Here is a 24,435-nt window from a genome sequence, read left to right as displayed (position 1 = left end):
TCAGGCTTTTATCACTTCCCGGCACGGCATCAGGGATGCCGGTTCAAACCGAGATTGTTCGCGATGCCGAAGGCGAGGTTTTTCACCCGCTGAGCCTATTTTCAAGACAGGCGCAAATGAACTTCCGGCTAACCGAAAGCTGCATTCTGCGAACTCATTAAGTCTTGAAATCTTTGAGAAATCCACGTTTCTCAAGAAAGGAAATGGTGCCCAGAAGAGGACTCGAACCTCCACGCCTCGCGGCACAGGTACCTGAAACCTGCGCGTCTACCAATTCCGCCATCTGGGCGACGGACACGCATGTAAGGGGGTGGCCGTCCGGTGTCAACAGGGTTTTTGAAGTTTTCGTGGCAATCGTGAAAAAAGCGAATGAAGCCCGGGTCAAACCCGGGCTGCGGCCCATGCGCTGATCAAGCCAAGTCCCTGTTCCAGCAGGGCCTTTGCCTCGGCTTCGCTGGATGCTTCCACATAGCAGCGCATTTCCGGCGCATTGCCGGAAGGGCGGAAATGGATGATTCGGTTATCCACAAGCGTGACACGCAGCCCATCGATATCGCTCTTTGACGCGACCGTTGCGATGGGCTTGAGGAAATCTGCCAGATTGGCGTCGGAAGCGCGCAGATAGGCCATGAGCGCCGCGCTGGTTTCCACGGGGAAGTTTTCCAGACGATCGGCGGCGGCAAAGGGCAGGCGGTAGCTGCCGGCAACGGCGGAGAGCGGCTTCTTGGCCCTTGCGGCGGCGTAGAGCGTTGCCAGGATCGGCAGGAAGCTGTCGCGCGTCGGCAGCGGTTCGAAGGGTTTGCCCTCGACGGTGAAGCGGCTGGCTGTCAGCGTGCCGCCATTAGCCTCGAAGCCCATGATATTGGCCTTGCCGGCGGCAATGGCTTCGTCCATGCCGGCAATCACATAGGGCGAGCCGACACGGGTGCGTGTGACCGCATAGGAGCCGGCGGCCTCGATGCCCGAATTGGAGGTGACCGGCGTCACCACGACTTCGGCGCCAAGGAAGTTTGCGGCGATGAGGCCGAGCAGGTCGCCGCGCAACGGTTCGCCGGTTTCGTCTGCGACCAGCGGCCGGTCGCCGTCGCCATCGGCCGAAACGATGGCGTCCAGCCCATGCTCCGGTGCCCAGCCCTTCATGAGGCGGATCGTCTCGGCCGAGACCGCTTCTGTATCCACCGGGATGAAGCTTTCGGAGCGGCCGAGCGGCACCACGCGGGCGCCGTAATGCGAGAGCACCTGGCCGAAAAGATCGCGCGCCACCGTGCTGTGCTGATAGACGCCGATGGTGAGGCCGGAAAGGCTGCCTGATGGCAGCAGATCCTTGTTGCGTTCCAGGAACAGCGCCTCGGTCTGAGCCGTCCGGTTTTCCGCTTCCGCTGGCGTTTCGTCGAGCACCGAATCGCCGATCGCCAGGGCTTCTTCGCTGATCGCCACCTCGTCGCGCTTGTCGATCTCGCCGTCCGGCCGGTAGAATTTGATGCCGTTACGGTCGGCGGGGATATGCGAGCCGGTGATCATCAGCGAGCCGGCCTTCAGTTGCAGCCCGTAGAGCGCCAGCGCCGGCGTCGGCAATGTGCCGCAGTCGATCGGCGTCAGGCCTGCCCGCTTCAGCGCGCCGATGCAGGTAGCCGAGATCGCCGGGCTCGATTCGCGAAAATCGCGGCCGACGAGGACGAGGTCGCCTGGCTTGGCATGGCCGCTCTTCAGCAGATGGCGGGCAAAGGCCGTGGCATAGAGCGCGGATGCTCGTCCCGTAAGGTCTGCGGATAGGCCGCGAAGGCCGCTGGTGCCGAATTTCAAGCTGCTCACTGGCAATCTCCTAGAAATGATTGCGCTGTTATGGCGCAAGCGGTGGCGGCGATCAACTCATCGTGGGTCGATACGTTGCGGTTGCGGCAGCACTGGTTTTGCCACCGTCATGACCCCAGATAAGATAGGGGCGCGGCTGCCGCGTCGTAGGTTTGTAGCGTCCGGAACAGGAGCTTGTCATGGCTGTTTTTCAAAGGATCGCGCTTGGTTGCGCCCTGGCACTCGCCGCAATGTCGCAAGCGGATTTCGCGGCTGCTGCCTCGGACGCCCGGAAACTCATCACGCCACCGCGCACCAATACCGTTATCTGCGATTCCCGTGGCTGTTTCGGTTTCGGACAGCGGCAGTTTTACACCCGCCCTGGCCAGCCGCTTCCGATCACACCGCCTTATACGGGAGGCCTCAATCGCTATGGCAGTCCGCGTGTTCAAGTGCCGCCGCGTGAAACCTTTACACCGCCGCCGAGGGCACTCTATCCTTCGCCGGCCCAGAAACTTAGGCAGCATCAGACCTGGTGCGCCGAGCGCTATCGGACGTACAATCCCGGCACCAACAGTTATACGACGATCAATAATGGCACCAAGCCCTGTCGCTCACCCTTCGACTGATGCCCCGAGCAGCAGGAGGCTCAGCTTTCCAGCGATGCGCGGTCGGTATGGCCGAGGTCGCGTTCCGGGTCGATAACATCGCGTACCCGCTGCTTCAGCTCCTTCGGTCCGGGGAAGCCGCCGTCGCGCTTGCGCTCCCACAGAAGCTCGCCGTCGATGCGGATCTCGAAGACGCCGCCGGTGCCCGGTATCAGCGCCACTTCACCAAGGCTGTCGGTAAAGGTCTGCAACAGCTCCTGCGCCATCCAGCCGGAGCGGAGCAGCCAGTTGCATTGGGTGCAGTAGAGAATGGTGATCCGGGGCTTGTCGCTCATCATCGCGGTCCTTCGCTGTTTTGATGAGATTTAGGCTCAGCTTTAGCTGGCTGCAAGTTATACTCTTGCTTGTCCTGTCGCCAAATGCTCATCTCTGTCGGTAACATGTTCGGGGATCATCGGAATGCGCGTCGCCATCATCGAGAATATGAAGAACACTCCTCTTGGTGCTCTCGGTATCGCTCTCGAAGAGGCCGGAGCACGGATCGAATGGTTCCGCCCGTGGAGTGGCGAAGCGCTGCCCAAGGATATCTCCTCTTACGATGCGCTTGTCGTACTTGGCGGCGAACAGAGCGCGCGCGACGACGATACCCATCCCTATCTGCCGGAGCTGGCGCGGCTGATGCGCCGTTTCGAGGGCGAGGACAAGGCCGTCCTCGGCATCTGTCTTGGCAGCCAGATCCTGGCGCGCGCCTATGAAGCGGGAAACCATCTCGGCATCGCCCATGAATTCGGCTGGAAGACGGTCGGCCTCACGGAAGAGGGTAAGGCAGATCCGCTGCTGGCCGATGTCGGCGACGAATTCACCATTTTCGAATGGCATGGCGACACTTTTACCCTGCCGGCCGGAGCCACGCGCCTTGCCGCCAACGGTGTCACGCCGAACCAGGCCTTCCGCATCGGCCGTGCCACCTATGGTACGCAGTTCCACTTCGAGGCCAATGCCGCCGTGGTCGAGCGTTGGCGCGGCGAATTCAAGGAAACGATCGAGCGCAAGGAGCCCGGCTGGCTGGAAAACTATCCGCAGCTTGTTGCCAAGCATGCCGCTGCGGCCGAGGCGGCTGGCCTTGCCATCGCCAGGGCCTGGGTGCGGACGATCGGCGCCCGAACGGAGCCTCTGCACGTCGCGGAGGCTTGAGGATCGCAAGAGCGCCCTAGTTAATCGCGGGACTGCTGATTGCGATAAGGACGTGCCGCGCGTCGATAATCTATGTAATAGGAGGAAATGACATCGTGAGCACGCTGGAACTACCGAGCGAGGGCGGCTGCCGCTGCGGGCAGGTGCGGTTGAAGATCAGCGCCAAGCCGCTGCTGACCATGGCCTGCCACTGCACAGGCTGCCAACGCATGACCGCCGGCCCCTATTCGCTGAGCGCCGCCATCCCCACGCAAGGTTTCGAGGTGACCGAGGGCGAGCCTGTCATCGGCGGCCTGCACGGCGATGTCATCCATCACTATTTCTGCCCGCATTGCATGAGCTGGATGTTCACGAAGCTGGATGGCGTCGACTGGTTCGTCAACGTGCGTGCTACCATGCTTGATGACACCGGCTGGTTCACGCCCTTCGTCGAGACCTGGACGAGCGAAAAGCTGCCCTGGGTCACGACCCCGGCCAAGCACAGCTACGCCGCGCTGCCGGCGATGGAGGATTATGAGGGCTTGATCGGGGAATATATGGGGCAGCGGTGATCAGCCGCCCCTGGCTCGTGTCAGAATTGTCTGTATTTCGCAAAAGGGAGGCCGTGTTTTTCGACGTAGGCATTTGCTTCCGCAATCGCCTTCCCGTTTTCTTCAGGCCACAGACGTTCGCGTTCGACTCTGCTGCCGCGAGTCGTTTCATCTTTCGTAGAGCATGAGGTGTCGGGTTTCCTATCCGTCACTCATCACCCATCTTCAGCGCAGCAATAAAGGCTTCCTGCGGGATTTCGACCTTGCCGAACTGCCGCATGCGCTTCTTGCCTTCCTTCTGCTTGTCGAGCAGCTTGCGCTTGCGGGTGGCGTCGCCGCCGTAGCACTTGGCGGTCACGTCCTTGCGCAGCGCCTTCACCGTCTCGCGCGCGATGATGCGCCCGCCGATGGCGGCCTGGATCGGGATCTGGAACATGTGCTGCGGGATTAGGTCCTTCAGCTTCTCGCACATGACGCGGCCGCGCTTTTCGGCGGCGGAGCGGTGCACGAGCATGGAGAGTGCATCCACCGGCTCGGCATTGACGAGGATCGACATCTTGACGAGATCGCTCTCGCGATAGTCGGTCAGGCTGTAGTCGAAGGAGGCATAGCCCTTGGAGATCGACTTCAGGCGGTCGTAGAAGTCGAAGACGACTTCGTTGAGCGGCAGATCGTAGGTGATCATGGCGCGGTTGCCGACATAGGTCAGCTCGGTCTGGACGCCGCGGCGGTCCTGGCAGAGCTTCAGGATCGAGCCGAGATAGTCGTCAGGCGTCAGGATCGTCGCCTTGATCCACGGTTCGCGGAATTCGGAAATCTTGACGACGTCGGGCATGTCGGCCGGGTTGTGCAGCTCGATCTCGGTGCCATCGGTCATGGTGAGCTGATAGACGACCGAGGGGGCCGTCGCGATCAGGTCGAGGTTGAATTCGCGTTCCAGGCGCTCCTGGATGATTTCCAGATGAAGCAGGCCGAGGAAGCCGCAGCGGAAACCGAAGCCGAGAGCGGCAGACGATTCCATCTCGAAGGAGAAGCTGGCGTCGTTGAGGCGCAGCTTGCCCATGGCCGAGCGCAGGTCTTCGAAATCGGCGGCATCGACCGGGAAGAGACCGCAGAACACCACGGGCTGCGCCGGCTTGAAGCCCGGCAGGGCCGCGGCGGTCGGGCGCTTGTCCTCGGTGATGGTATCGCCGACGCGGGTGTCGGCCACTTCCTTGATCGAGGCGGTGATGAAGCCGATCTCGCCGGGGCCGAGGCTGTCGACGGCCACCATCTTCGGCGTGAGAACGCCGACGCGCTCGATCTGATACTTCGCGTCCGTACCCATCATGCGGATGGTCTGGCCCTTGGTCAGCGTGCCGTCGATGATGCGCACGAGAACCATGACGCCGAGATAGGTGTCGTACCAGCTGTCGACGAGCAGCGCCTTCAACGGTGCCTTTTCGCCGCCTGGGCTCTTCGGCGCCGGCAGCTTGTGGACGATGGCTTCCAGCACGTCGGGAATGCCGAGGCCGGTCTTCGCCGAAATCAGCACGGCGTCGGAAGCATCGATGCCGATCACTTCCTCGATCTGATCCTTGATGCGGTCGGGTTCGGCCGCGGGCAGGTCGATCTTGTTGAGGACGGTGACGAGCTCGTGATTGTTGTCGATCGCCTGATAGACGTTGGCGAGCGTCTGCGCTTCCACGCCCTGCGATGCGTCGACAACAAGCAGCGAACCCTCGCAGGCCGACAGCGAGCGCGAGACTTCATAGGCGAAGTCGACGTGTCCGGGCGTGTCGATCAGGTTGAGGATATATGTCTCGCCATTGTTGGCCTTGTAGTGCAGGCGCACCGTCTGGGCCTTGATGGTGATGCCGCGCTCACGCTCGATCTCCATATTGTCCAACACCTGCTCCGACATCTCGCGTTCGGCAAGGCCGCCCGTCGTCTGGATCAGGCGATCGGCCAGCGTCGATTTGCCGTGGTCGATATGGGCCACGATCGAGAAGTTGCGGATATGCGAAAGCGGAGTGGTGGAATTGGTGCTCATGCGCGCCATATAGCAGCGCCGCCCCGCGCCGCAAAGCGGAAAAGCGGGGTTTTGGCGGCTATCTTCACGTTATGTTAGCCTTTTCCGGCCCGCCGCCGATGGACTCCGAACCTCACTTGATTCCATCATGAGATCGTGTATTTCTCATATAGTAGAATATGGAGCGCGAGACACAAGCGATGGCGGATGATGATCTGGAACTGGCGATCGGCGTGCGCATCAAGGAGCTGCGCATCGCCCGCGGCCTGACGCTAGATGAGCTTGCCAATGCCTCGGCCGTCAGCCGTGCGATGATCTCGCGCATCGAGCGGGCGGAGGCGAGTCCCACGGCCTCGCTATTGTCACGGCTCTGCGCGGCGCTCGGCCTTTCCCTCTCGGCCTTCTTTGCCGAGGAGGAGAATGAGGTATCGCCACTTGCCCGCCGCGAGCAGCAGGCGATCTGGCGCGATCCGGGAACCGGCTATGTGAGGCGCGCCGTCTCGCCGCCGGGCACGGGCTCGAAGGTCGATGTCGTCGAAGTCATCTTCCCCGCCGGCGCCCGCGTCATTTTCCCGCCGAATGCGGCAAGCGCCGATATGACCCAGCATGTCTGGCTGTTCGACGGCGAGATGGAGGTGACGCACCGCGATGTCGTCCATCATCTCCTGCCGGGCGATTGCCTCTTCATGGGCGTCGGCGATGGCCATGCCTTCCATAATCCCGGCGATGATCCGGCGCGCTACAGCGTCATCCTCGATCGCGGCCGTTCATAGCTACCCAAGGACCTTTTCATGACCGATATTCGTCTTCTCTCCGCTGCCGAGGCTCGCGACAGGCTCTCCGAGCTCTGCGACGTGCTTGTCGATTGCGTCAATGGCGGCGCCTCCGTCGGCTTTATGCAGCCCTACGGAACGGCCGATGCCTTGCCCTATTGGCAGGGCGTCGCCGATAGCGTCGAGAGCGGCGCGACACTGCTTTTTGTCGCCGTGATCGAGGGCAGGGCCGTCGGCACCGTGCAGGTGGGTGCAGCGCAGATGCCGAACCAGCCGCATCGCGGCGATCTCAAGAAGCTGTTGGTGCACCGCTCCGCGCGGGGCAAGGGTCTTGCCCGCCTCCTGATGGAAGCGGCGGAGCGCGAAGCCGCCCGCATCGGCAAGACCTTGCTTGTGCTCGATACGGCGACCGGCAGCGATGCCGAGGCGATCTATCCGCGCCTCGGCTGGCAGCGCGTCGGCGTCGTGCCCGATTATGCCATGTGGCCGGAGGGCGGTCTTTGCGACACGACCATTTTCTATAAGCGTATCGGAGCCTGACAGGGATCACTCAGGCAGAGAAGGCAGCGATGGCATCTCGCAACTTGGAACCCGATGTCCATTGCATTGCTTTCCATCCGAATTGCCGCGCTGCAGCGATATTGGCCTCGACGTCATCGATGAAGCCGATCTCGCTCGCGGGAAGCCCGACGCGTTCGGTCGCGAACCGGAAGAATTCGGTTGATGGTTTCTGATGGCCGAGGGCGGCGGAATAGAAGATGCCGTCGAAACGCGAGGAGAGCCCGAGTTCGTCCATCAGATAGGCGGCGCGCATATGCTCCTGGTTGGTCGCAAGGAACATTTTCGTTCCCGCGGCACGCAGGGCGGCCAAGTCTTCGAGCAGGCTGTGGTCGAGGCGGGAGTCGTTTTCGAACCAGTAGTCGATCAGCGTTCGGGCGCTGAGATGGGGAGCGATCCTGCCGAGAACCTCCGCAAGCCTCGGCTCCAGCGCATCATGACCGGTGACGATATCGACCCAACAGGTTTTGAAGAATGCCTGTTGAAGCACCTCGAGCCGTAAGCCGAGATCGCGCTCCAGATAGGTAAAAAGCGGCAGCCCGTCGCTCGGCCGGCCATGAACCAACACACCGTCGACATCGACCATCAGGATTTTCATGCTACTGCCCTCGCTTCATCCAATGCAGGCGGAAGGTGCAGTCGTTTGCAATGATGTTCAAGGCCGCCCGCTGCTCTTTTTTCTCGGGCGCGATCCATGTAAGCCTTGGCGTCTGCGGGACAATGGAGGAGGCAGGCATGCGCGTCATCTATTCGGAGGATCACAAGCTCAGGGATGCCAAGACCGAGCTGCACGATGGCCAGCTCGTCACGCCCTTCGAAGCGCCTTTCCGCGCCGAATGGATTCTGGCCGCCGTCAAGGAGGCTGGTTTTACCGATGTCGTTGCGCCTGAGATCCATGGGCTGGAGACGGCGCGCAAGGTCCATGATCCGGCCTATCTCGATTTTCTCGGCGTTGCCTGGGAACGCTGGGTCGCCGCCGGTTACACGGGCGAGGCGATCGCCAATTCCTTCCCCGTCAGGCGCACCAGCCAACGCGTGCCTGACAATATCGTCGGCATGATCGGCCACTATGCCAATGCAGCCGATACTTCGATCACCAAGGGGTCCTATGAAGCGACGCTCGCCTCCATGCGCTGCGCCCTCACCGGCGCCGATTGGCTGAACGCCGGCAATCGCTTTGCCTTCTCGCTCTGCCGCCCGCCGGGCCATCATGCCGGTATCGACCTCTTCGGCGGCTATTGCTTCATCAACAATGCCGGCGTCGCGGCGCAGCGGCTGCGCGATCGCGGTGCGGCCAAGGTTGCCGTGCTCGATGTCGACTTTCATCACGGCAACGGCACGCAGGACATTTTCTACGGGCGAGGCGATGTCTTCACCGCCTCGCTGCATGGCGATCCCATCCATGCCTTTCCCTATTTCCTCGGCCATGCCGACGAGGAAGGCGAGGGCGAAGGTCTCGGAACCAATCGCAATTATCCCATGCCGCGCGGCACGCCATGGGAGGTCTGGTCGTCAGCGCTCGACGATGCGCTTGCCCGCATCAAGGCCTTCGGCGCGGAGGCGATCGTGCTTTCGCTCGGCGTCGATACCTTCGAGCGTGATCCGATCTCCTTCTTCAAGCTGACGTCAGAGGATTTCATCCGCATGGGCGAGCGCGTCTCGGCCGCGGGGCTGCCCGTCCTCGTCTGCATGGAGGGCGGCTACGGCGTGCCCGAGATCGGCCTGAACGTCGCCAATGTACTGAGAGGCCTCGAGGCCTGAGAGGTGCTTGTATCAAAGCGCCTGATCGCAGGATGAAAAGTTTGAATTTGCCAGCATATGGCCAGACCTCTAAAAACCCGCCAAACGGGAGAGGTCATGGACCAGAAGCTTATCGAGAGTGGCACGGATGGCGGCGCGGCCTTGATGCCGCATCCGGATGTCGTGCCATCGACCGGCGGAATTGCTGCCGGCGTGCTGATGTGCGTCATGTCCATGTCCTGCATCCAGTTCGGCTCGGCCCTGTCGGCTCCGATCATCAATGCCTATGGACCGGCCGGCGCGACCTGGCTGCGGCTTGTCTTTGCCTCTATCGCCCTGGCGATCGTCGTCCGACCGAAGATCATGAGCTACAGCCGCTCTCAATGGCTCGGCGTGCTGGCGCTCGGCACGGTCTCGGCGCTGATGACAACCTCATTCTTCTCAGCGATCGCACGCATTCCCCTGGGCCTTGCCGTCGCCATCGAATTCCTCGGGCCGCTGCTGGTCGCGACCCTCGGCTTCGGGCTCAGCCGCCAACTTCTCTGGCCGATCTTCGCGGCCTTCGGCGTTCTGCTGTTGGCCTATGATGGCGAAGAGTGGGTCGGCAATCTCCCAGGCATCCTCTTTGCCATCGGCGCCGGCGCGGGCTGGGCCTGCTACATCCTGCTGACGAAGAGGGTCGGCAATGCTTTTCAGGGTCTCGAAGGGCTTTCCATGTCGCTGCTGGTTGCAGCGGTCGTTTCGACGCCCTTCGGCTTCGCCTCCGCCCTTCCGAACCTCACGGCCTTCGGGCTCCTCGAAATCGCCGGTCTGGCGCTGCTCGTTCCGCTGCTTCCCTATGTGCTGGAAATGGTGGCGCTCAGGCGCATGCCGACCTCATCCTTCGGTATCCTCATGAGCCTCGAGCCCGCCATCGGCGCCTTTGCCGGCTTCGTCATCCTGTCGCAGCCGATGACACCGTCGCAGATGTTTGGCACGGCGCTCGTCGTTTCCGCCAGCATCGGGGCAACGGTGTTTGCGACGAAAGGCTGAGATTGAGCGCATAGCCTTTCCGTAAATGCCGCCTTTGGCCATAGGCGGTCATTGATTGACGCTCGGCTCGCAACTCCCTTTCAATCCTGTGCCTGAAGTCTGGCGATCTGGGGGGCAACGATTGCGATGAAGAGTTCTGGGTCGCCGAAAGCCCTCGCAGAGAGCATCGCTCCATGAACCGAAGCCATCAGCATTTGCGCCTCTTCCTCAGGCTGCTTGTCCAGCCTGAGATGACCATTTTCAGCCCCAGTCTGCAGCACTGATGCAAGCCATCTGGCGAGACTATGAAAATGGCCTTGGACCTGGGATGCGACTTCTTCCGGCAGCATCTGCATCTCGCTGGCGAGCATCGCGCAGACGCAGAAGGGCAGCGAGGCATCCCGAATGCATGAATGCCAGTAGTTCATATAGGCCTGCAGCTGTTCCGCGGGGCTTGAAACTCCTTCGCGCAGCGACTTCAGGCCCGCCTCGGTCTGCTGCCTGTAGCGATCCACCAGCACCGAGACCAGTTCGGCCTTCGTCGGAAAGTGATGGTGGATGCTCGCCTTTCGGATGCCGATCGCAGCGGAGATGTCGGCATAACTGAAGCCGTTGTAGCCTCCTGCCACGATAAGAGACTGCGCGATGTCCAGAATTTTTTCTGAAGTCGAAGTTATTGATTTCATGTTGCTGCCTACCTTTTGGTAGGCGACTTGTCAAGATTGCCACAGCGCTTCCGGTTCTCACAAAACGGTGTTTGAGCGTCGTGTTGACTCGATGATGTCTTCTTCCTACTAGTAGGTAGGTAAATACAAGGAGCCTACTGATGCAAAGCCGCATTTCACCCCAGTCCAACTGGCTGCAATCCTACTATTTCACGCGTGCGATATTCTCGATCGCCTGGATTGCTGCAGCGATCTTCCTCAGCGGACAGCCGCTGCCCGCCGCATTTCTGCTGGTCATCTATCCCGTATGGGATGCCCTCGCCAATCTGGTCGACGCCCGGGTTAACGGCGGCCTGAGGGTTAATCCGTCCCAAGCGTTGAATGTCGTCGTCAGCATCGTCACGGCACTCGCCGTTGTCGTGGCCGCCTATAATAGCACCTATGCCGTCCTGGCCGCGTTTGGGGCTTGGGCGATCCTCTCGGGCTTGCTGCAACTCTATACCGGCGTAAGGCGCTGGCGTACCTACGGCGCTCAATGGGTGATGATCCTGAGTGGCGCGCAGTCGGCCCTTGCCGGCGGTTTCATGCTCAGCCAATCCCTCGGCACGGTTGCGCCGACGATTCTGGATATTGTCCCCTATGCGGCATTCGGAGCCTTCTACTTCCTGCTTTCCGCAATCTGGCTTACGGTCGCGGCCTATCGCAAAGCACAGGCATAGGCGCTGCCTGACCTTGCAGCGGCGAGTTTGAAGTGACTTGCCGCCGTTGAGAGAGTGGGCATCGCTCACCTCTTGTCGCAGTTATTGGCGAGGAAGTTGTGAAACTCCGCCAATCGCTCTCCTGTCGGCATCCGCTGCGAACTCCGCATTTTCGCGCGGTCTGCCTTAAACCGTCTTCCTCGCGGGATCGTCCAGCGCCGGATTGTAGAAGAGCGAGAGCGTCAGGCTCTTGGCGATACGCTCGGCTGTCGCCATGAACCAGTCCTTTGCTTCCATGGAAGGCGCAATATCGCTCAGTGTTTGTGAAAACAGCGCCAGCCATTCCGGAAACAGGTCGGCGGCCATGCCTTCGACGCCGAGATGCGCCTGCACAGGCTTGCCGCCATAGGCGCCGTTCTTGAAGGCGACAGAGGACCAGAAGCGCTTCATCTTTTCCATATGATCTGGCCAGCGTCCGGCAAGGCGTCCGTCGAACACCGGTCCGAGGCGGGGATGCGCCTGAACGCGGCCATAGAATGTGTCGACCAGCCTGTCGATGAAGGCGGCATCGATGCCCATCCGCGCCATCTCTGCCTCGGCCCTTTCGCGGATGCCGGCAAGATGGGCGGCTCGGGCCTGTATCTCGTTTTCCATGATGTTCTCCGAGTGCGGGCGCGTGGAAGCTCGCTGCTCCGACTTCTTTCGACCTCTATGTATGCAATTTCCCAGCGCGGCCAAGACGTCATGGAGCTGTTGCGGCAATCTGTCAAAGTCACGCCGCCATTTTCCGCGAACCCGTTGGGCGGCCGCAAATTTTCCGGCACGATTTTCTCCCTGCAACGGCGCCTCCGCGCTTGACCGACGCAATTACCCACTTTAGAATTAGAATAATTCTAAAGTCATGAGGTTGCCCCGATGCTGCTAGGCCTATTCCGCCCGTCGAAACGCCCTTTCACCTCCCTTTCCGAACAGGAGATCCTGGCGATCGCCATCGCGGCAGAAGAGGATGATTCGCGCATCTATCTCGCCTATGCCGATACGCTTCGCCCGCACTATCCCGAATCCGCCAAGGTTTTCGAGGATATGGCCGAAGTGGAGGATACGCACCGCAAGACGCTGATCGACATGCACCGCCGCCGTTTCGGCGAGCGTATTCCGCTGATCAGGCGCGAGCATGTGCGTGGCTTTTACGAGCGCAAGCCGGATTGGCTGCGCAAGAACCTCTCCCTCGATGCCATGCGCGATGAGGCCGAGGCGATGGAGCAGCAGGCCTACAATTTCTATGTCGAAGCGGCCAAGCAGGTGTCCGATGCTTCGACGCGCCAGCTTCTCGGCGATCTCGCACTCGCCGAGCAGGGCCATGAAGATGTCGCCCGCATGCTTGGCGAGAAGCATACGCCGGAAGAGGTCAAGCACGAAGAGAATGCGCAAGCGCGCCGCCAGTTCGTGCTCACCTATGTGCAGCCGGGCCTCGCCGGCCTGATGGATGGCTCCGTCTCAACGCTGGCGCCGATCTTCGCCGCCGCCTTTGCCACGCAGCAGACTTGGCAGACCTTTCTCGTCGGCCTGTCGGCTTCGGTCGGCGCCGGCATCTCCATGGGCTTCACCGAGGCGGCCCATGACGACGGCAAGATTTCAGGGCGCGGTTCGCCGATCAAGCGCGGCCTTGCCTGCGGTATCATGACCGCGCTCGGCGGCCTCGGCCATGCACTGCCCTACCTCATCCCGCACTTCTGGACCGCGACGATCACTGCGGCCGTCGTCGTCTTCTTCGAGCTCTGGGCCATCGCCTTCATCCAGAACAAATATATGGAGACGCCGTTCCTGCGGGCGGCCTTCCAGGTCGTCCTCGGCGGTTCGCTGGTACTGGGCGCTGGCATTTTGATTGGAAATGGATGAGCCGCATTCGGCCAGAGCAATTCCAGGAAAAGTGCGCAGCGGGTTTCCGTCCGGAATTGCGAGAAAACAAAGAGCTAGAGCGCTTCAAAGATTCCATGAAAAGCTGAACCGCTCTGGTCACGCGAAGATCGTTCTTTTGACGTCCGAAAATGCAGGAAGCCGGCCCATTGGACCGGCTTCCTGCATGTAGCGTTTGTGTCTTCGCTTACTTGACGGCGCCGACCAGGACGTCGTTGCCGTTCTCGATGGTGACCCAGCGGCCGGCATTGAAGCTCGCCTGGCGCTTCATGTAGGAATAGGGGGTCTTGGTCCAGACCTTGATCTCGTCTTCGAGGTTGTCGAGGATAAAATCGCCCTGCTTCGTGCGCAGGGTCAGCACCGCATGCCCTTCGCCATCAGGCTTGCGCACCACAGTCATCAGCAGGTTGGAGGCGGAAATGCCGCTCTGCATCAGGAGCTTGCGCTTCAGCAGGGCAAAATCCTCGCAGTCGCCGGCAGTCTTCGGATATTCCCAATATTCCTCCTGGCCGTAGACTTCCATGTCAGTCGCTGGGCGGATGGTCTTGTTGACACGCAGGTTAACCTGGTTCACGAGCGCCCAGGAGGCAGCGTTCATGTCGACGGGACCGACATTGCGGGTCGGGCCGCATTCGTCGGTGTGTCTCTGGCAGAAATCGTAGTGTCCGATCGGCTGGGAGGTCACGTTGCCGACGGTCATCGAAACGCCCTGCTGAGGTGCCGGCATCGCCGCCGACGACATCGCAACTATAGCAGCGAAGGCAATCAACAAGCCCTTAATACGCACGCCCACTATCCTTGTATCGTCCCTGCATTTGTTAACAAATTGTTAATGTAGGGGGGTGCGCGAAGTCAATCGTTACTTAAGTGTTAACGCCGGAACCGGCTCATATGGTTAATTTCGGCACAATCAAGGAGATAGTTGCCATAATTTCCTGCTGCCAGAGATTATGCAGGCGCACTCACGCGGCGCCCTGGAAGGCGGCAGCATTGGAAGCATTTCGCAGATATCTATTTGTTTTTATGGCGTATTGTACAGCGCCAATGTCTCGGCCACGGAGAGCATGCGCTCCAGATCCTGTGGTCGCGACAGCCGGTGGTCGCCATCGCGCACAAGTGTTAACACCACGTCGTCGGCCGGCAGGTGCTCGACCAGCTTTAACGAATGCGAGAAGGGCACGTCGGCATCCTGCATGCCCTGCAATATGTGCACGGGGCAACCGGTTTCGATGATGCCGGTGAGCACGCGATTGGCGCGGCCGTCCTCGATGAGCGCGCGGGTGAAGATGTTCGGCTCTGGACTGTATTCCGAAGGTTCCTCGAAATAGCCGCGCTCTGCCAGCGATCGCCGCTCGACGTCGGAAAGGTTGGGCTCGATGAGGTCGATCGTGAAATCGGGCGCGGGCGCGATCAGCACGAGGCCCGCAATGGCGGGTGCCTTCTTGCGCTTGCGCAGTTCTTGGATGACCCTGAGTGCGATCCAGCCGCCCATCGACGAACCGACGAGAACGATCTTCTTCGGCTTGCTATGATCGATGACGGCAAGCGCCTCTTCCAGCCAGCGCGAGATCGTGCCGTTGGTGAACTTGCCGCCGGATTGCCCGTGGCCGGAATAGTCGAAGCGGATGCAGCCGATACCAAGCCGCTCCGCCAGCGCGTCCACTTCCATCGCCTTGGAACCGCTCATGTCGGATCGATAGCCGGACAACCAGACGAAGCTGACATTCCTGGCGCCCTTGCCGGCGCCGCGCTGGACGATGGCGATCTGGCGTTCGTTCTCGCCCGTGCCAACGGGAAGGAAGGTCGGTTGGATGATTGCGGCGGTCTCGGACATGAAAAACTCCCGGATTTTCTGCCCTATAGAACAGATTCGCGTCCGCCTGACCCGAAAAATCCTCGATCTTTCCGCCGCAGTCTCTATATATTTAGGGAAGTATACTGTGTCCTTCCCGCATCTCGCGCTTCCGTGACACTCTATTGACACGCGGGAGGTGCTTTTTTCCTGCTGTCATGCTATTGACTTCAACACAGCTTTTACGACATTTCCGTCAGTTGCGCCGACGGGGAGCGAGAGGCTGCAGCTATCCGAAACAATTCGTGGAGAGTACGACCATTCGCAGACCCTTTAAAACCGATGCGCCCGTAAAGGACGGGCCACGTTCCAACAGGGAAATTCGCATTCCCAAAGTTCAGCTTATCGCTGCCGACGGCGCGAATATGGGCATCGTCCCGACCGACCAGGCATTGAGAATGGCAGAGGAGGCCGGTCTCGATCTGGTAGAGATTTCCCCCAATGCTGAACCGCCTGTGTGCAAGATCCTCGATCTGGGCAAGCTGAAATACGCCAACCAGAAGAAGGCCGCCGAGGCGCGCAAGAAGCAGAAGATCGTCGAAGTCAAAGAAATCAAGATGCGTCCCAACATCGACACCCACGACTATGAGGTGAAGATGAAGGCGATCGGTCGTTTCTTTGAAGAAGGCGACAAGGTGAAGGTGACCTTGAAGTTCCGTGGCCGCGAAATGGCCCACCAGGAGCTCGGCATGAAGCTGCTTCAGCAGGTCAAGGAAGATACGCTCGAGATCGCCAAGGTGGAAGCCGAGCCCAAGCTCGAAGGCCGCCAGATGATGATGGTGCTTGCGCCGAAGTGAGGCGCAGGTTGAAATAAGAGGTCGGAGCCGTCCCATTGGGCGGCTTTTTCCTTTTTGCGGTCCGGTTGCGCGTTGTCATCGATCTGCAAAGATTCCCGCGTCAGGCCCGTTGCACTTCAGGGCAAGTGCGGTTATAAGCGCGCGTCCGAACTGACCGGCAGGGCATGCCGTGGCAGTTCAGAATGCTGGCGGAGCGGTTCGTCACCGGATCCGCAGTTCAACAACAAACGCTCCGGCACCTTGTTGCAGCCCGGCCTGTCCGGATCTGTGGGAAGGGCTTTTAAGCAAAGCACGCCAGGAAGCATCGAAGGAGTAGCAAAATGCCCAAGATGAAGACGAAGTCCTCTGCCAAGAAGCGGTTCAAGATCACCGCATCCGGCAAGGTCAAGGCAGCCGCTGCTGGCAAGCGCCACGGCATGATCAAGCGTAGCAACAAGTTCATTCGCGATGCCCGCGGCACCATGGTTCTCGCAGAACCGGATGGCCGTAAGGTTATCAAGAACTACTTGCCGAACGGTCTCTAAGACTATTCGTAACGCTATAGACTAAGGAGATCATGAAATGGCACGCGTAAAAAGAGGCGTTACCGCCCACGCCAAGCACAAGAAGGTTCTGAAGGCAGCCAAGGGCTTCTACGGCCGTCGCAAGAACACCATCCGTACCGCCAAGGCCGCCGTCGACCGTTCCAAGCAGTACGCTTACCGCGACCGCAAGGTCAACAAGCGCAACTTCCGCGCCCTCTGGATCCAGCGCATCAACGCTGCCGTCCGCGAACATGGCCTGACCTATGGCCGTTTCATCGACGGTCTGAACAAGGCTGGTATCGAAGTCGACCGCAAGGTCCTCTCCGATATGGCTATCCATGAAGCGGACGCTTTCGGTGCTCTCGTTGCTGCCTCCAAGAAGGCACTTGAGTACCTCAAGGACGCTGGCACGAAGAACGAGTTCGAAGCCGCTGTTGGCTAAGAGCGTCTACTAGACAGTTTTTGTCATATTTATGAAACCCGCGCTTGTGTAACCAGCGCGGGTTTTGTATTTTTCGCGACACAATCAATTTGCGAAGATCACCTCGGGCATTCCCGCTATCGGGAATGGGTGAAATTATTGAATGACAAGACTGCGGAATTGAACTTCATACCCAATCTGAACGGTAAGGACATCGAGACCTTGCTGACGGTGCTGGTCAGCGGCTCCAGCCGTGTCGAGCGAGTACCCCTTTCTGCACGTCAGGTCTGGATCAAGCGATACGGTACGAAGAGGCCGTCTGCTTGGCGTCTTCTGCAAGCGGTCTTTTCGCGCATCGTCCCGGTCGCCTTCCTACGACCTTGCGCCTATCTGTCGCCACGGCAAATGGTTGAGCGGGAAACCCGGCGCATCGGCTTGTTCAGCCGAGAGGGCATCGCCGTTCCGGAGATTCTCTACGCCTCGAATGGTACTCTCGTTCTTGGGGATGCTGGAATCACGGTGCAGTGCCGCCTCGTGCAGTTGAAGGAGAGTGATCCAATAGCTCATGACGACCTCATGGTCGTCTGCGCTGCTGAGCTTGGCCGGCTGCACGCCAAGGGGCTTTGCCACGGTCGGCCCTATCCGCGCGACATGTTCTTTGTCGGCAACCGGCTGGGCTTCATGGATTTCGAGGAAGACCCGCAGACCGTCATGCCGCTCGAGGTGGCGCAGGCTCGCGACATATGGCTGCTCTTCCTGCAGATTGCGACGGGCGCTCACCTCGGTCTTGCAACACAGAACAGGGCTTATGAGGCCTGGTCCGAGCAGGCGCCGGCGGCTGCGCGCGCCGAGCTTCAGCGCATGATTCGCTTTCTCGGCGGTTTTTTGTTCCTTGCCCGGTTGATTGGCCGCGTGCACATGGGTAGTGATCTCCAGCGCTTCATCGTTGCGACAAGCTTTCTGATGCATGCGTTCACCACTTATTCCGTGGACTGAGAGCCCGATGGCCCCTGGTCCGCAAGGCAGGACCAGATGACGGAACTCGTAACACTTGAAACCCAACTCATGGCCGAGGTGGCCGCGGCGACGGACGAACAGTCGATCGAAGCCGTAAGGGTCTCCGCGCTCGGCAAGAAGGGCTCGGTCTCGGAACTGCTGAAGACGCTGGGCTCGATGTCGCCGGAAGAACGGCAGACGCGCGGCGCGGCGATCAATGCCCTCAAGAACGCCGTCACCGACGCGATCAACGAACGCAAGGGCGCACTGCGCGATGCCGCGATCGACGCCAAGCTGAAGGCCGAGACGGTCGATGTCAGCCTGCCGGTCCGCTCGTCGCCGACTGAGCGCGGCCGCATTCATCCGATCAGCCAGATCGTCGACGAAATCACCGCCATCTTCGGCGACATGGGCTTCTCGATCGCCGAAGGTCCCGATGTCGAGACTGACTATTATAACTTCACGGCGCTGAACTTCCCGGAAGGGCATCCGGCCCGCGAAATGCACGACACCTTCTTCTTCCAGCCGGACGAGAAGGGTGAGCGCAAGGTGCTGCGCACGCACACCTCGCCGGTTCAGGTGCGCACGATGGAAGCGCAGAAGCCGCCGATCCGCATTATCATCCCCGGCAAGACCTATCGCCAGGATTCGGACGCCACGCATTCGCCGATGTTCCATCAGGTGGAAGGCCTCGTCATCGACAAGACGGCGAACGTCGCCAATATCCGCTGGGTGCTGGAAGAGTTCTGCAAGACCTTCTTCGAGGTCGATAACGTGACGATGCGCTTCCGCCCGTCCTTCTTCCCGTTCACGGAGCCGTCCTTCGAGGTCGATATCCAGTGCGACCGCTCCGGCCCGATCGTCAAGTTCGGCGAAGGCACCGACTGGATGGAAATCCTCGGCTGCGGCATGGTGCATCCGAATGTGTTGCGCCACGGCGGGCTCGATCCGGATGAGTACCAGGGCTTTGCCTGGGGCATGGGCCTCGACCGCATCGCCATGCTGAAATACGGCATGCCCGACCTGCGCGACTTCTTCAACGCCGATGTCCGCTGGATGAACCACTATGGCTTCCGCCCGCTCGACATGCCGACTTTGTTCGGCGGCCTGAGCGCGTAAGGAAGGGATAAAGCACATGAAATTCACACTCTCCTGGCTGAAAGAACACCTGCAAACCGACGCCACGCTCGACGAGATCTGCGCCCGCCTGACGATGATCGGGCTGGAAGTGGAAGAGGTCGACGACAAGGCCGCGTTCAAGCCTTTCGTCATCGCCAAGGTTCTCTCGGCCGAAAAGCATCCGCAGGCAGATCGCCTGAAGGTGCTGATGGTCGATACCGGCAACGGCGCGCCCGTTCAGGTCGTCTGCGGCGCTCCGAATGCCCGCGCCGGCCTCGTCGGCGCTTTCGCCGCCCCAGGCACCTATGTTCCCGGCATCGATGTGACGCTTGCGATCGGCAACATCCGCGGCGTCGAGAGCCGCGGCATGATGTGCTCGGAAAAGGAACTGGAAATCTCCGACAGCCATGACGGCATCATCGACCTGCCGGACGATGCGCCCGTCGGCACGAGCTTTGCCGCCTATGCCGGCCTCGACGATCCGATGATCGAGATCAACCTGACGCCGAACCGCCCGGATTGCACCGGCGTCTATGGCATTGCGCGCGATCTCGCCGCTTCCGGCCTCGGTACGCTGAAGTCGCGCGGCACGCCGTCCTTCGCCATCGAAGGCGAGACGACGACGGAGCTCAAGATCGATCTGGATGATGCGCGCCTTTGCCCGGGCTTTGCGCTGCGCCTGGTGCGCGGCGTCAAGAACGGCCCCAGCCCGAAGTGGATGCAGCAGCGGCTGCTCGCCATCGGTCTGCGCCCGATCAGCGCGCTCGTCGACATCACCAATTACATGACCTTCGATCAGGGTCGGCCGATGCACGTCTTCGACGCCGCCAAGGTCAAGGGCAATCTGGTCGTGCGTCGCGCCAAGGACGGCGAGACCGTGCTGGCGCTCGATGAGCGCGAATACAAGCTCAACCCGAGCAATGTCGTCATTTCCGATGATAACGGCGTCGAGTCGATCGGCGGCATCATGGGCGGCGAACATTCCGGCTGCGACGAGAACACCACGGACGTGCTGATCGAGTCGGCGCTCTGGGACCCGATGAACATCGCCAAGAGCGGCCGCAGCCTCGGCATCATCACCGATGCGCGCTATCGTTTCGAACGCGGTGTCGACCCGGAATATATGGTGCCCGGCCTTGAGCGCACCACGGAGCTGGTGCTGGCCAGCTGTGGCGGCACGGCCGCCAAGGCCCGCGTCGAGGGCTACAAGGGCTATGAGGCCAAGGTCGTCGATTTCCCACTGTCGGAAGTCAAGCGCCTGACAGGCCTCGAAGTCTCGACTGACGAAAGCAAGTCGATCCTGACGAAGCTCGGCTTCTCGGTTTCCGGTTCGGGCGAGCGCATTTCAGTCGCTGTTCCCTCTTGGCGTCCGGATGTCGACGGCAAGGCTGACCTCGTCGAAGAGATCATGCGCATCCACGGCGTCGACAACATCAAGCCGCAGCCGTTGGCAAGCCATGCCGCCGTCAACGGCAAGATCCTGACGACGCTACAGATCCGTACGCGCGCCGCCAAGCGTGCACTGGCGTCGCGCGGCATGCTGGAAGCCGTCACCTGGTCCTTCATTTCGGAAGATCAAGCGAAGCTCTTCGGCGGCGGCTCCAATGCGCTGAAGCTCGCCAATCCGATCGCTGCCGACATGTCCGACATGCGCCCCTCGCTGCTGCCGGGGCTGCTTTCGGCCGCGCAGCGCAATGCCGACAAGGGCTATGGCGACGTCGCGATCTTCGAAGTTTCCGGCACCTATGAGAATGACACGCCCGAAGGCCAGCGTCGCGTTGCCGGCGGTATCCGCCGCGGCACGGCAACGCTTGCCGGCGCCGGCCGCATGTGGTCGAACGCTGCCAAGGGCGGCGGCAAGCCGGTCGACGTCTTCGACGCCAAGGCCGATGCGCTTGCCGTGATCGAAGCCTGCGGCCTGCCGATGGGCAATATCCAGATCGAGCAGGGTGGTCCGGCCTGGTATCACCCCGGCCGTTCCGGCACCATCAAGATGGGTCCGAAGGTCGTGCTCGGCTATTTCGGCGAATTCCATCCGAAGACGCTGGAAGCGCTCGACGTGTCGGGCGCTCTCGCCGGCTTCGAAGTCTATGTCGATGCCATGCCCGAGCCGAAGAAGAAGGCGACCCGCACCAAGCCGGCGTTGGAGCTTTCTCCCTTCCAGGCCGTCAAGCGCGACTTCGCCTTCGTGGTCGACAAGTCGGTGGAAGCCGGCGCCATCATCCGCGCCGCCGTCGGCGCCGACCGCAAGTTGGTCACCGGCGTCAACGTCTTCGATATCTTCGAGGGCGCCTCGCTCGGCGAAGGCAAGAAGTCGGTTGCCATCGAGGTGCAGATCCAGCCGGCTGAACGCACACTGACGGATGAAGATTTCGAGGCTCTGACTCAGAAGATCGTGGCAAATGTCACGAAGTCGACGGGTGGCGTGCTGAGAGGATAATCGGCTGCTGCCGAGTTCGAGGAGAGCTCGGCACCCCCCTCTGTCCCTTTCGGGACATCTTCCCCACAAGGGGGGAGATCGTGGGGAGTATGTCGCGTGCTCTTCCAAATCCAAGAGCTTCAGCGTGTGTAGCTTCGATATTTGACTAAGGCAGGCGAGTCACCAATCTCCCCCCTTGTGGGGGAGATGTCGCGAAAGCGACAGAGGGGGGTATCGGAGGTGCGGCGCACTCAGCTGCCGATTATCTACCGATGCAGATGATAAACCTTGTTCACCACGCTCCACCGACCATCGATCTTCACCAGCGATAGATAGTCCGAAAACCGCATGCCGGCGAATTCGTCGACGACCTTGACGCTTGCGGCATCGCCTTCGATGTCGATCAGCTCGATCTCCATCAGCGGTATGGTGCCGGGCGGGGCACTGCCTTCTTCGACGATCGCGGCGATGAATTCATCCCGCGTCATCCATTCCACCGCGCCTTGATAATTGCCGATGATCGCCGCTCGCGGATGGAAGGCTTTGCGCAGCGCCGGCTCGTTCGCGAATGCCATTCCATCGACATAGAGATGAACAACCGCACGGATTGCCTGCTCTTCCGACATCTCGCCATTCCTCGTTTGAGTCATGTCTAAGATATCATAGACGCCGCCGGCTGACAAAAAGACGGGCAGCGCGCTCGCAATGGTTTGAAGGATATTATTCCACGAAAACGCGCACGCTCGCCGCCCGCCCGGCGGCATCGATGACGGTCAGCGTCGAATAGCCGGCACCGTCGGGAGTCCACTGGTTGGTGCGGCGGCGCGACACGTCCGGCAGCGGCTTGCCGTTGGCGAGCCAGCGGAACGGCGCCCGTCCGCCCTGCAGTTTCAGCGCCAGCGGCATGATCTCATTGCCACCGCTGCTGGCGCCGAGATCGACGCGTGCCCCCTCCGGCGGATAGACGATCTGCGGCGCCGGCTCACGGCTGGAGGCGGCCAGTAAGCCGGCGGCGGTCACGGAAAAGCGCCGTTGGCTGATCGGCAGCTCGGTCGGCGCGATTCGTACGGCGCCCATCGGTGCCGGCGGGAAGGGGGTTATGGCAACCCCCGATTTGGCGAAGGCTTCGAATAGGATCGGCGCGGCCGAAACATAGCCCGCCAGCCCGGGCACGGCGCCATTGTCCGGGCGGCCGACCCAGACGCCGAGCACATGCGCGCCGTCATAGCCGACCGACCAGGCATCGCGATTGCCGTAGCTGGTGCCGGTCTTGTAGGCGATGCCGAGCTGCTTGCTGCCGCGCGGCGCAATGATGTCGGAGAGAATGTCGGTGATGTTCCACACCGCGATCGGCTCCATCAGCGGTTCGCCGTCGATCGGCCCCGGCTCGTCCTGGACGCCATCGCCGATCCGCATCGCCTTGCCGCGGTTGGCGAGCCCCGCATAGAGCTGCACGAGATCCTTCAGCGTCACGCCGACGCCGCCGAGGCCGATAGCAAGGCCCGGCGCCTCGTTCGGCGGCAGTTTCGGTTTCACCTCGGCGCGGCGGAAGCGCACCAGCAGCCGCGTCGGGCCGACGGCGTCGAGCAGTCGCACGGCCGGCACGTTGAGCGACAGCTGTAGCGCCTGGCGCACGCTGACATCGCCCTGATAGCTCATGTCGAAATTGCGGGGCCGGTAGCCGTAGAAATCGGCGGGACGATCCTCGATGATCGTTTCCTGCGCCACATAGCCCTGCTCGAAGGCGAGGCCATAGATGAAGGGCTTCAACGTGGAGCCCGGCGAACGCAGCACGCGGGTCATGTCCACCCAGCCGGCGCGCGAGGAATCGAAATAATTGGCCGAGCCGACTTCACCGATGATCTCGCCGGTCCTGGCGTCGGCCATGATCATGGCGACCGAGACTTTCGGTCCCAGCCGCTTCGCCGCCGCATCCGCAACCGCCTCCAGGCCCTGCTGCACATCGCGCCGCAGCGTCGTCTTGTGCTTGATGCCACCGGGCTGTTTGCGGAGCGCCAGTTCGGCCAGATGCGCGGCATAGGCCGGTAATTGTCGTCGCTGGGCCGGAATAGGGGAGAGCGAGGCGCGTTCCGCCTCTCCTTCGCCGATGACGGTGGCGACGGCGGCGCGCTCGAGCACGCGATGGCGGGCGGCCTGGGCGGCGGCGAGATTGCGGTCCGGCCGGCGTTTTTCCGGTAGCTGCGGCAGGGCAACCAGCAAGCCTGCCTGCGCGACCGTCAAATGCTTCGGCTCCTTGCCGAAATAAGCGAGGCTCGCGGCCCGAACGCCTTCCAAATTACCGCCATAGGGCGCGTGCGTCAGGTAGAGGTCGAGGATCTGTTCCTTGCTCAGCCGCCGCTCGATCTGGATGGCGCGAACGACCTGCAGAAGTTTTGCCGTCATCGAGCGCTCGCTGCGCGGCTCGATCAGCCGCGCCACCTGCATGGAAAGCGTCGAGCCGCCCGAGACGATGCGGCCATGCGTGACGAGCTGCAGGGAAGCGCGGCCGATCGCCATGAGATCGACGCCGTGATGGTCGTAGAAGCGCCGGTCCTCATAGGCGACCAGCATGCGCAGATATTGCGGATCGACATCGGCAACGTCGGTTTTCAGCCGCCAGCGCCCCTCGGGCGTCGCGAAGGCGCGTAAGAGATCGCCATTGGCGTCGAGCACTTCCGCCGAGACCACGCGGGCATTGTCCAGCGGCGGCGGATAGGCGCGGTCCGCAGCCTCAAGGCCGAAGACCAGCGCCACCGCCGTCAGGGCAGTGGCTCCAAGTCCGATCGCTATCTTCCATCGCGCCTTCATGGC

At 61.3% G+C, this 24,435-nt stretch carries 25 protein-coding genes, 1 tRNA gene and 1 pseudogene; 15 read left to right on the top strand and 12 right to left on the bottom strand.

Annotated features, from left to right (window positions below; genetic code table 11):
- Positions 1-204: 204 nt before the first annotated feature.
- Positions 205-289 (bottom strand) — tRNA-Leu (locus GA0061100_RS30960).
- Positions 290-381: 92 nt separating this feature from the next.
- Positions 382-1,812: a phosphomannomutase gene (locus tag GA0061100_RS30955; protein WP_075856683.1), complete on the bottom strand. Its 1,431-nt coding sequence runs from the start codon at positions 1,810-1,812 to the stop codon at positions 382-384.
- A gap of 179 nt (positions 1,813-1,991) precedes the next feature.
- On the opposite strand from GA0061100_RS30955, the gene GA0061100_RS30950 reads away from it, so the two are divergent.
- Positions 1,992-2,420 (top strand): BA14K family protein, encoded by a 429-nt coding sequence (locus GA0061100_RS30950; protein ID WP_075856682.1) that lies wholly within the window; start codon positions 1,992-1,994, stop codon positions 2,418-2,420.
- A gap of 20 nt (positions 2,421-2,440) precedes the next feature.
- Here the strand turns inward: GA0061100_RS30950 and GA0061100_RS30945 are convergent, their stop codons facing one another.
- Positions 2,441-2,734 (bottom strand): Rdx family protein, encoded by a 294-nt coding sequence (locus GA0061100_RS30945; protein ID WP_034514177.1) that lies wholly within the window; start codon positions 2,732-2,734, stop codon positions 2,441-2,443.
- A gap of 124 nt (positions 2,735-2,858) precedes the next feature.
- Between GA0061100_RS30945 and GA0061100_RS30940 the strand changes: the two genes are divergently transcribed.
- Positions 2,859-3,593 carry a type 1 glutamine amidotransferase gene (locus GA0061100_RS30940; RefSeq protein WP_075856681.1) on the top strand — a complete coding sequence of 245 codons (735 nt, stop codon included), beginning with the start codon at positions 2,859-2,861 and terminating at the stop codon, positions 3,591-3,593.
- A gap of 95 nt (positions 3,594-3,688) precedes the next feature.
- A complete protein-coding gene (locus GA0061100_RS30935) occupies positions 3,689-4,144 on the top strand; it encodes a GFA family protein (protein WP_075856680.1) in 456 nt (151 codons plus the stop codon).
- 20 nt (positions 4,145-4,164) lie between these two features.
- On the opposite strand, the pseudogene GA0061100_RS35290 reads toward GA0061100_RS30935, so the two are convergent.
- Both GA0061100_RS35290 and lepA read right to left on the bottom strand, forming a co-directional pair.
- Positions 4,165-4,272: pseudogene (locus tag GA0061100_RS35290) on the bottom strand (type II toxin-antitoxin system CcdA family antitoxin); the annotation flags it as partial.
- A 59-nt stretch (positions 4,273-4,331) separates the two neighbouring features.
- Positions 4,332-6,164 (bottom strand): translation elongation factor 4, encoded by a 1,833-nt coding sequence (lepA, locus tag GA0061100_RS30925; RefSeq protein ID WP_075856679.1) that lies wholly within the window; start codon positions 6,162-6,164, stop codon positions 4,332-4,334.
- 170 nt (positions 6,165-6,334) lie between these two features.
- On the opposite strand from lepA, the gene GA0061100_RS30920 reads away from it, so the two are divergent.
- Both GA0061100_RS30920 and GA0061100_RS30915 read left to right on the top strand, forming a co-directional pair.
- The gene (locus GA0061100_RS30920; protein WP_075856710.1) at positions 6,335-6,907 is read left to right on the top strand and encodes a helix-turn-helix domain-containing protein; all 573 of its coding nucleotides are present in this window, start codon (positions 6,335-6,337) and stop codon (positions 6,905-6,907) included.
- 18 nt (positions 6,908-6,925) lie between these two features.
- Positions 6,926-7,447, top strand: coding sequence for a GNAT family N-acetyltransferase (locus GA0061100_RS30915; protein WP_075856678.1), 522 nt, complete (start codon positions 6,926-6,928; stop codon positions 7,445-7,447).
- A gap of 10 nt (positions 7,448-7,457) precedes the next feature.
- Here the strand turns inward: GA0061100_RS30915 and GA0061100_RS30910 are convergent, their stop codons facing one another.
- Positions 7,458-8,063 (bottom strand): HAD-IA family hydrolase, encoded by a 606-nt coding sequence (locus GA0061100_RS30910; RefSeq protein ID WP_075856677.1) that lies wholly within the window; start codon positions 8,061-8,063, stop codon positions 7,458-7,460.
- A 137-nt stretch (positions 8,064-8,200) separates the two neighbouring features.
- On the opposite strand from GA0061100_RS30910, the gene GA0061100_RS30905 reads away from it, so the two are divergent.
- Together GA0061100_RS30905 and GA0061100_RS30900 are read left to right on the top strand one after the other, a co-directional pair.
- Complete coding sequence (locus GA0061100_RS30905; protein WP_075856709.1) at positions 8,201-9,226, top strand: histone deacetylase family protein; 1,026 nt, start codon at positions 8,201-8,203, stop codon at positions 9,224-9,226.
- 96 nt (positions 9,227-9,322) lie between these two features.
- On the top strand, positions 9,323-10,237 hold the full coding sequence (locus GA0061100_RS30900) for an EamA family transporter (protein ID WP_208621602.1): 915 nt from the start codon (positions 9,323-9,325) through the stop codon (positions 10,235-10,237).
- 80 nt (positions 10,238-10,317) lie between these two features.
- Here the strand turns inward: GA0061100_RS30900 and GA0061100_RS30895 are convergent, their stop codons facing one another.
- Positions 10,318-10,902, bottom strand: coding sequence for a TetR/AcrR family transcriptional regulator (locus tag GA0061100_RS30895; RefSeq protein ID WP_075856676.1), 585 nt, complete (start codon positions 10,900-10,902; stop codon positions 10,318-10,320).
- Positions 10,903-11,042: 140 nt separating this feature from the next.
- On the opposite strand from GA0061100_RS30895, the gene GA0061100_RS30890 reads away from it, so the two are divergent.
- Positions 11,043-11,600, top strand: coding sequence for a DUF308 domain-containing protein (locus tag GA0061100_RS30890; protein ID WP_075856675.1), 558 nt, complete (start codon positions 11,043-11,045; stop codon positions 11,598-11,600).
- A 165-nt stretch (positions 11,601-11,765) separates the two neighbouring features.
- Here GA0061100_RS30890 and GA0061100_RS30885 read toward each other — a convergent pair whose 3' ends face one another.
- Positions 11,766-12,233, bottom strand: a complete 468-nt coding sequence (locus GA0061100_RS30885; RefSeq protein ID WP_075856674.1) for a group III truncated hemoglobin — start codon at positions 12,231-12,233, stop codon at positions 11,766-11,768.
- Between the two features lie 261 nt (positions 12,234-12,494).
- Between GA0061100_RS30885 and mbfA the strand changes: the two genes are divergently transcribed.
- A complete protein-coding gene (gene mbfA, locus GA0061100_RS30880) occupies positions 12,495-13,478 on the top strand; it encodes an iron exporter MbfA (RefSeq protein WP_075856673.1) in 984 nt (327 codons plus the stop codon).
- Positions 13,479-13,683: 205 nt separating this feature from the next.
- Here the strand turns inward: mbfA and GA0061100_RS30875 are convergent, their stop codons facing one another.
- Positions 13,684-14,283 (bottom strand): transglutaminase-like cysteine peptidase, encoded by a 600-nt coding sequence (locus GA0061100_RS30875; RefSeq protein WP_075856672.1) that lies wholly within the window; start codon positions 14,281-14,283, stop codon positions 13,684-13,686.
- Between the two features lie 234 nt (positions 14,284-14,517).
- A complete protein-coding gene (locus GA0061100_RS30870) occupies positions 14,518-15,330 on the bottom strand; it encodes an alpha/beta hydrolase (protein WP_075856671.1) in 813 nt (270 codons plus the stop codon).
- A gap of 278 nt (positions 15,331-15,608) precedes the next feature.
- Here GA0061100_RS30870 and infC point away from each other — a divergent pair, with 278 nt between their 5' ends.
- The 6 genes from infC (at position 15,609) to pheT (ending at position 21,645) form a co-directional block, all read left to right on the top strand.
- On the top strand, positions 15,609-16,145 hold the full coding sequence (infC, locus tag GA0061100_RS30865; protein WP_028750883.1) for a translation initiation factor IF-3: 537 nt from the start codon (positions 15,609-15,611) through the stop codon (positions 16,143-16,145).
- A 320-nt stretch (positions 16,146-16,465) separates the two neighbouring features.
- Positions 16,466-16,669, top strand: a complete 204-nt coding sequence (gene rpmI / locus GA0061100_RS30860) for a 50S ribosomal protein L35 (RefSeq protein WP_012759782.1) — start codon at positions 16,466-16,468, stop codon at positions 16,667-16,669.
- Positions 16,670-16,706: 37 nt separating this feature from the next.
- Positions 16,707-17,111 carry a 50S ribosomal protein L20 gene (rplT, locus tag GA0061100_RS30855; protein WP_075856670.1) on the top strand — a complete coding sequence of 135 codons (405 nt, stop codon included), beginning with the start codon at positions 16,707-16,709 and terminating at the stop codon, positions 17,109-17,111.
- Positions 17,112-17,249: 138 nt separating this feature from the next.
- Positions 17,250-18,086 carry a BUD32 family EKC/KEOPS complex subunit gene (locus GA0061100_RS30850; RefSeq protein ID WP_244558003.1) on the top strand — a complete coding sequence of 279 codons (837 nt, stop codon included), beginning with the start codon at positions 17,250-17,252 and terminating at the stop codon, positions 18,084-18,086.
- Between the two features lie 36 nt (positions 18,087-18,122).
- On the top strand, positions 18,123-19,205 hold the full coding sequence (gene pheS, locus GA0061100_RS30845; protein WP_075856668.1) for a phenylalanine--tRNA ligase subunit alpha: 1,083 nt from the start codon (positions 18,123-18,125) through the stop codon (positions 19,203-19,205).
- Positions 19,206-19,221: 16 nt separating this feature from the next.
- Positions 19,222-21,645: a phenylalanine--tRNA ligase subunit beta gene (pheT, locus tag GA0061100_RS30840; RefSeq protein ID WP_075856667.1), complete on the top strand. Its 2,424-nt coding sequence runs from the start codon at positions 19,222-19,224 to the stop codon at positions 21,643-21,645.
- 245 nt (positions 21,646-21,890) lie between these two features.
- On the opposite strand, the gene GA0061100_RS30835 is transcribed toward pheT, so the two are convergent.
- On the bottom strand, positions 21,891-22,250 hold the full coding sequence (locus tag GA0061100_RS30835) for a nuclear transport factor 2 family protein (RefSeq protein ID WP_015338486.1): 360 nt from the start codon (positions 22,248-22,250) through the stop codon (positions 21,891-21,893).
- A 94-nt stretch (positions 22,251-22,344) separates the two neighbouring features.
- Positions 22,345-24,432: a penicillin-binding protein 1C gene (pbpC, locus tag GA0061100_RS30830; RefSeq protein ID WP_075856666.1), complete on the bottom strand. Its 2,088-nt coding sequence runs from the start codon at positions 24,430-24,432 to the stop codon at positions 22,345-22,347.
- Positions 24,433-24,435 lie beyond the last annotated feature (3 nt).

The sequence above is a fragment of the Martinezella hainanensis genome, from assembly GCF_900094555.1.
In the GTDB taxonomy this organism is placed as follows: domain Bacteria; phylum Pseudomonadota; class Alphaproteobacteria; order Rhizobiales; family Rhizobiaceae; genus Rhizobium; species Rhizobium hainanense.
The sequence above is the reverse complement of the archived record's forward strand: the minus strand, read 5'-3'. Positions and strand labels throughout refer to the sequence as shown.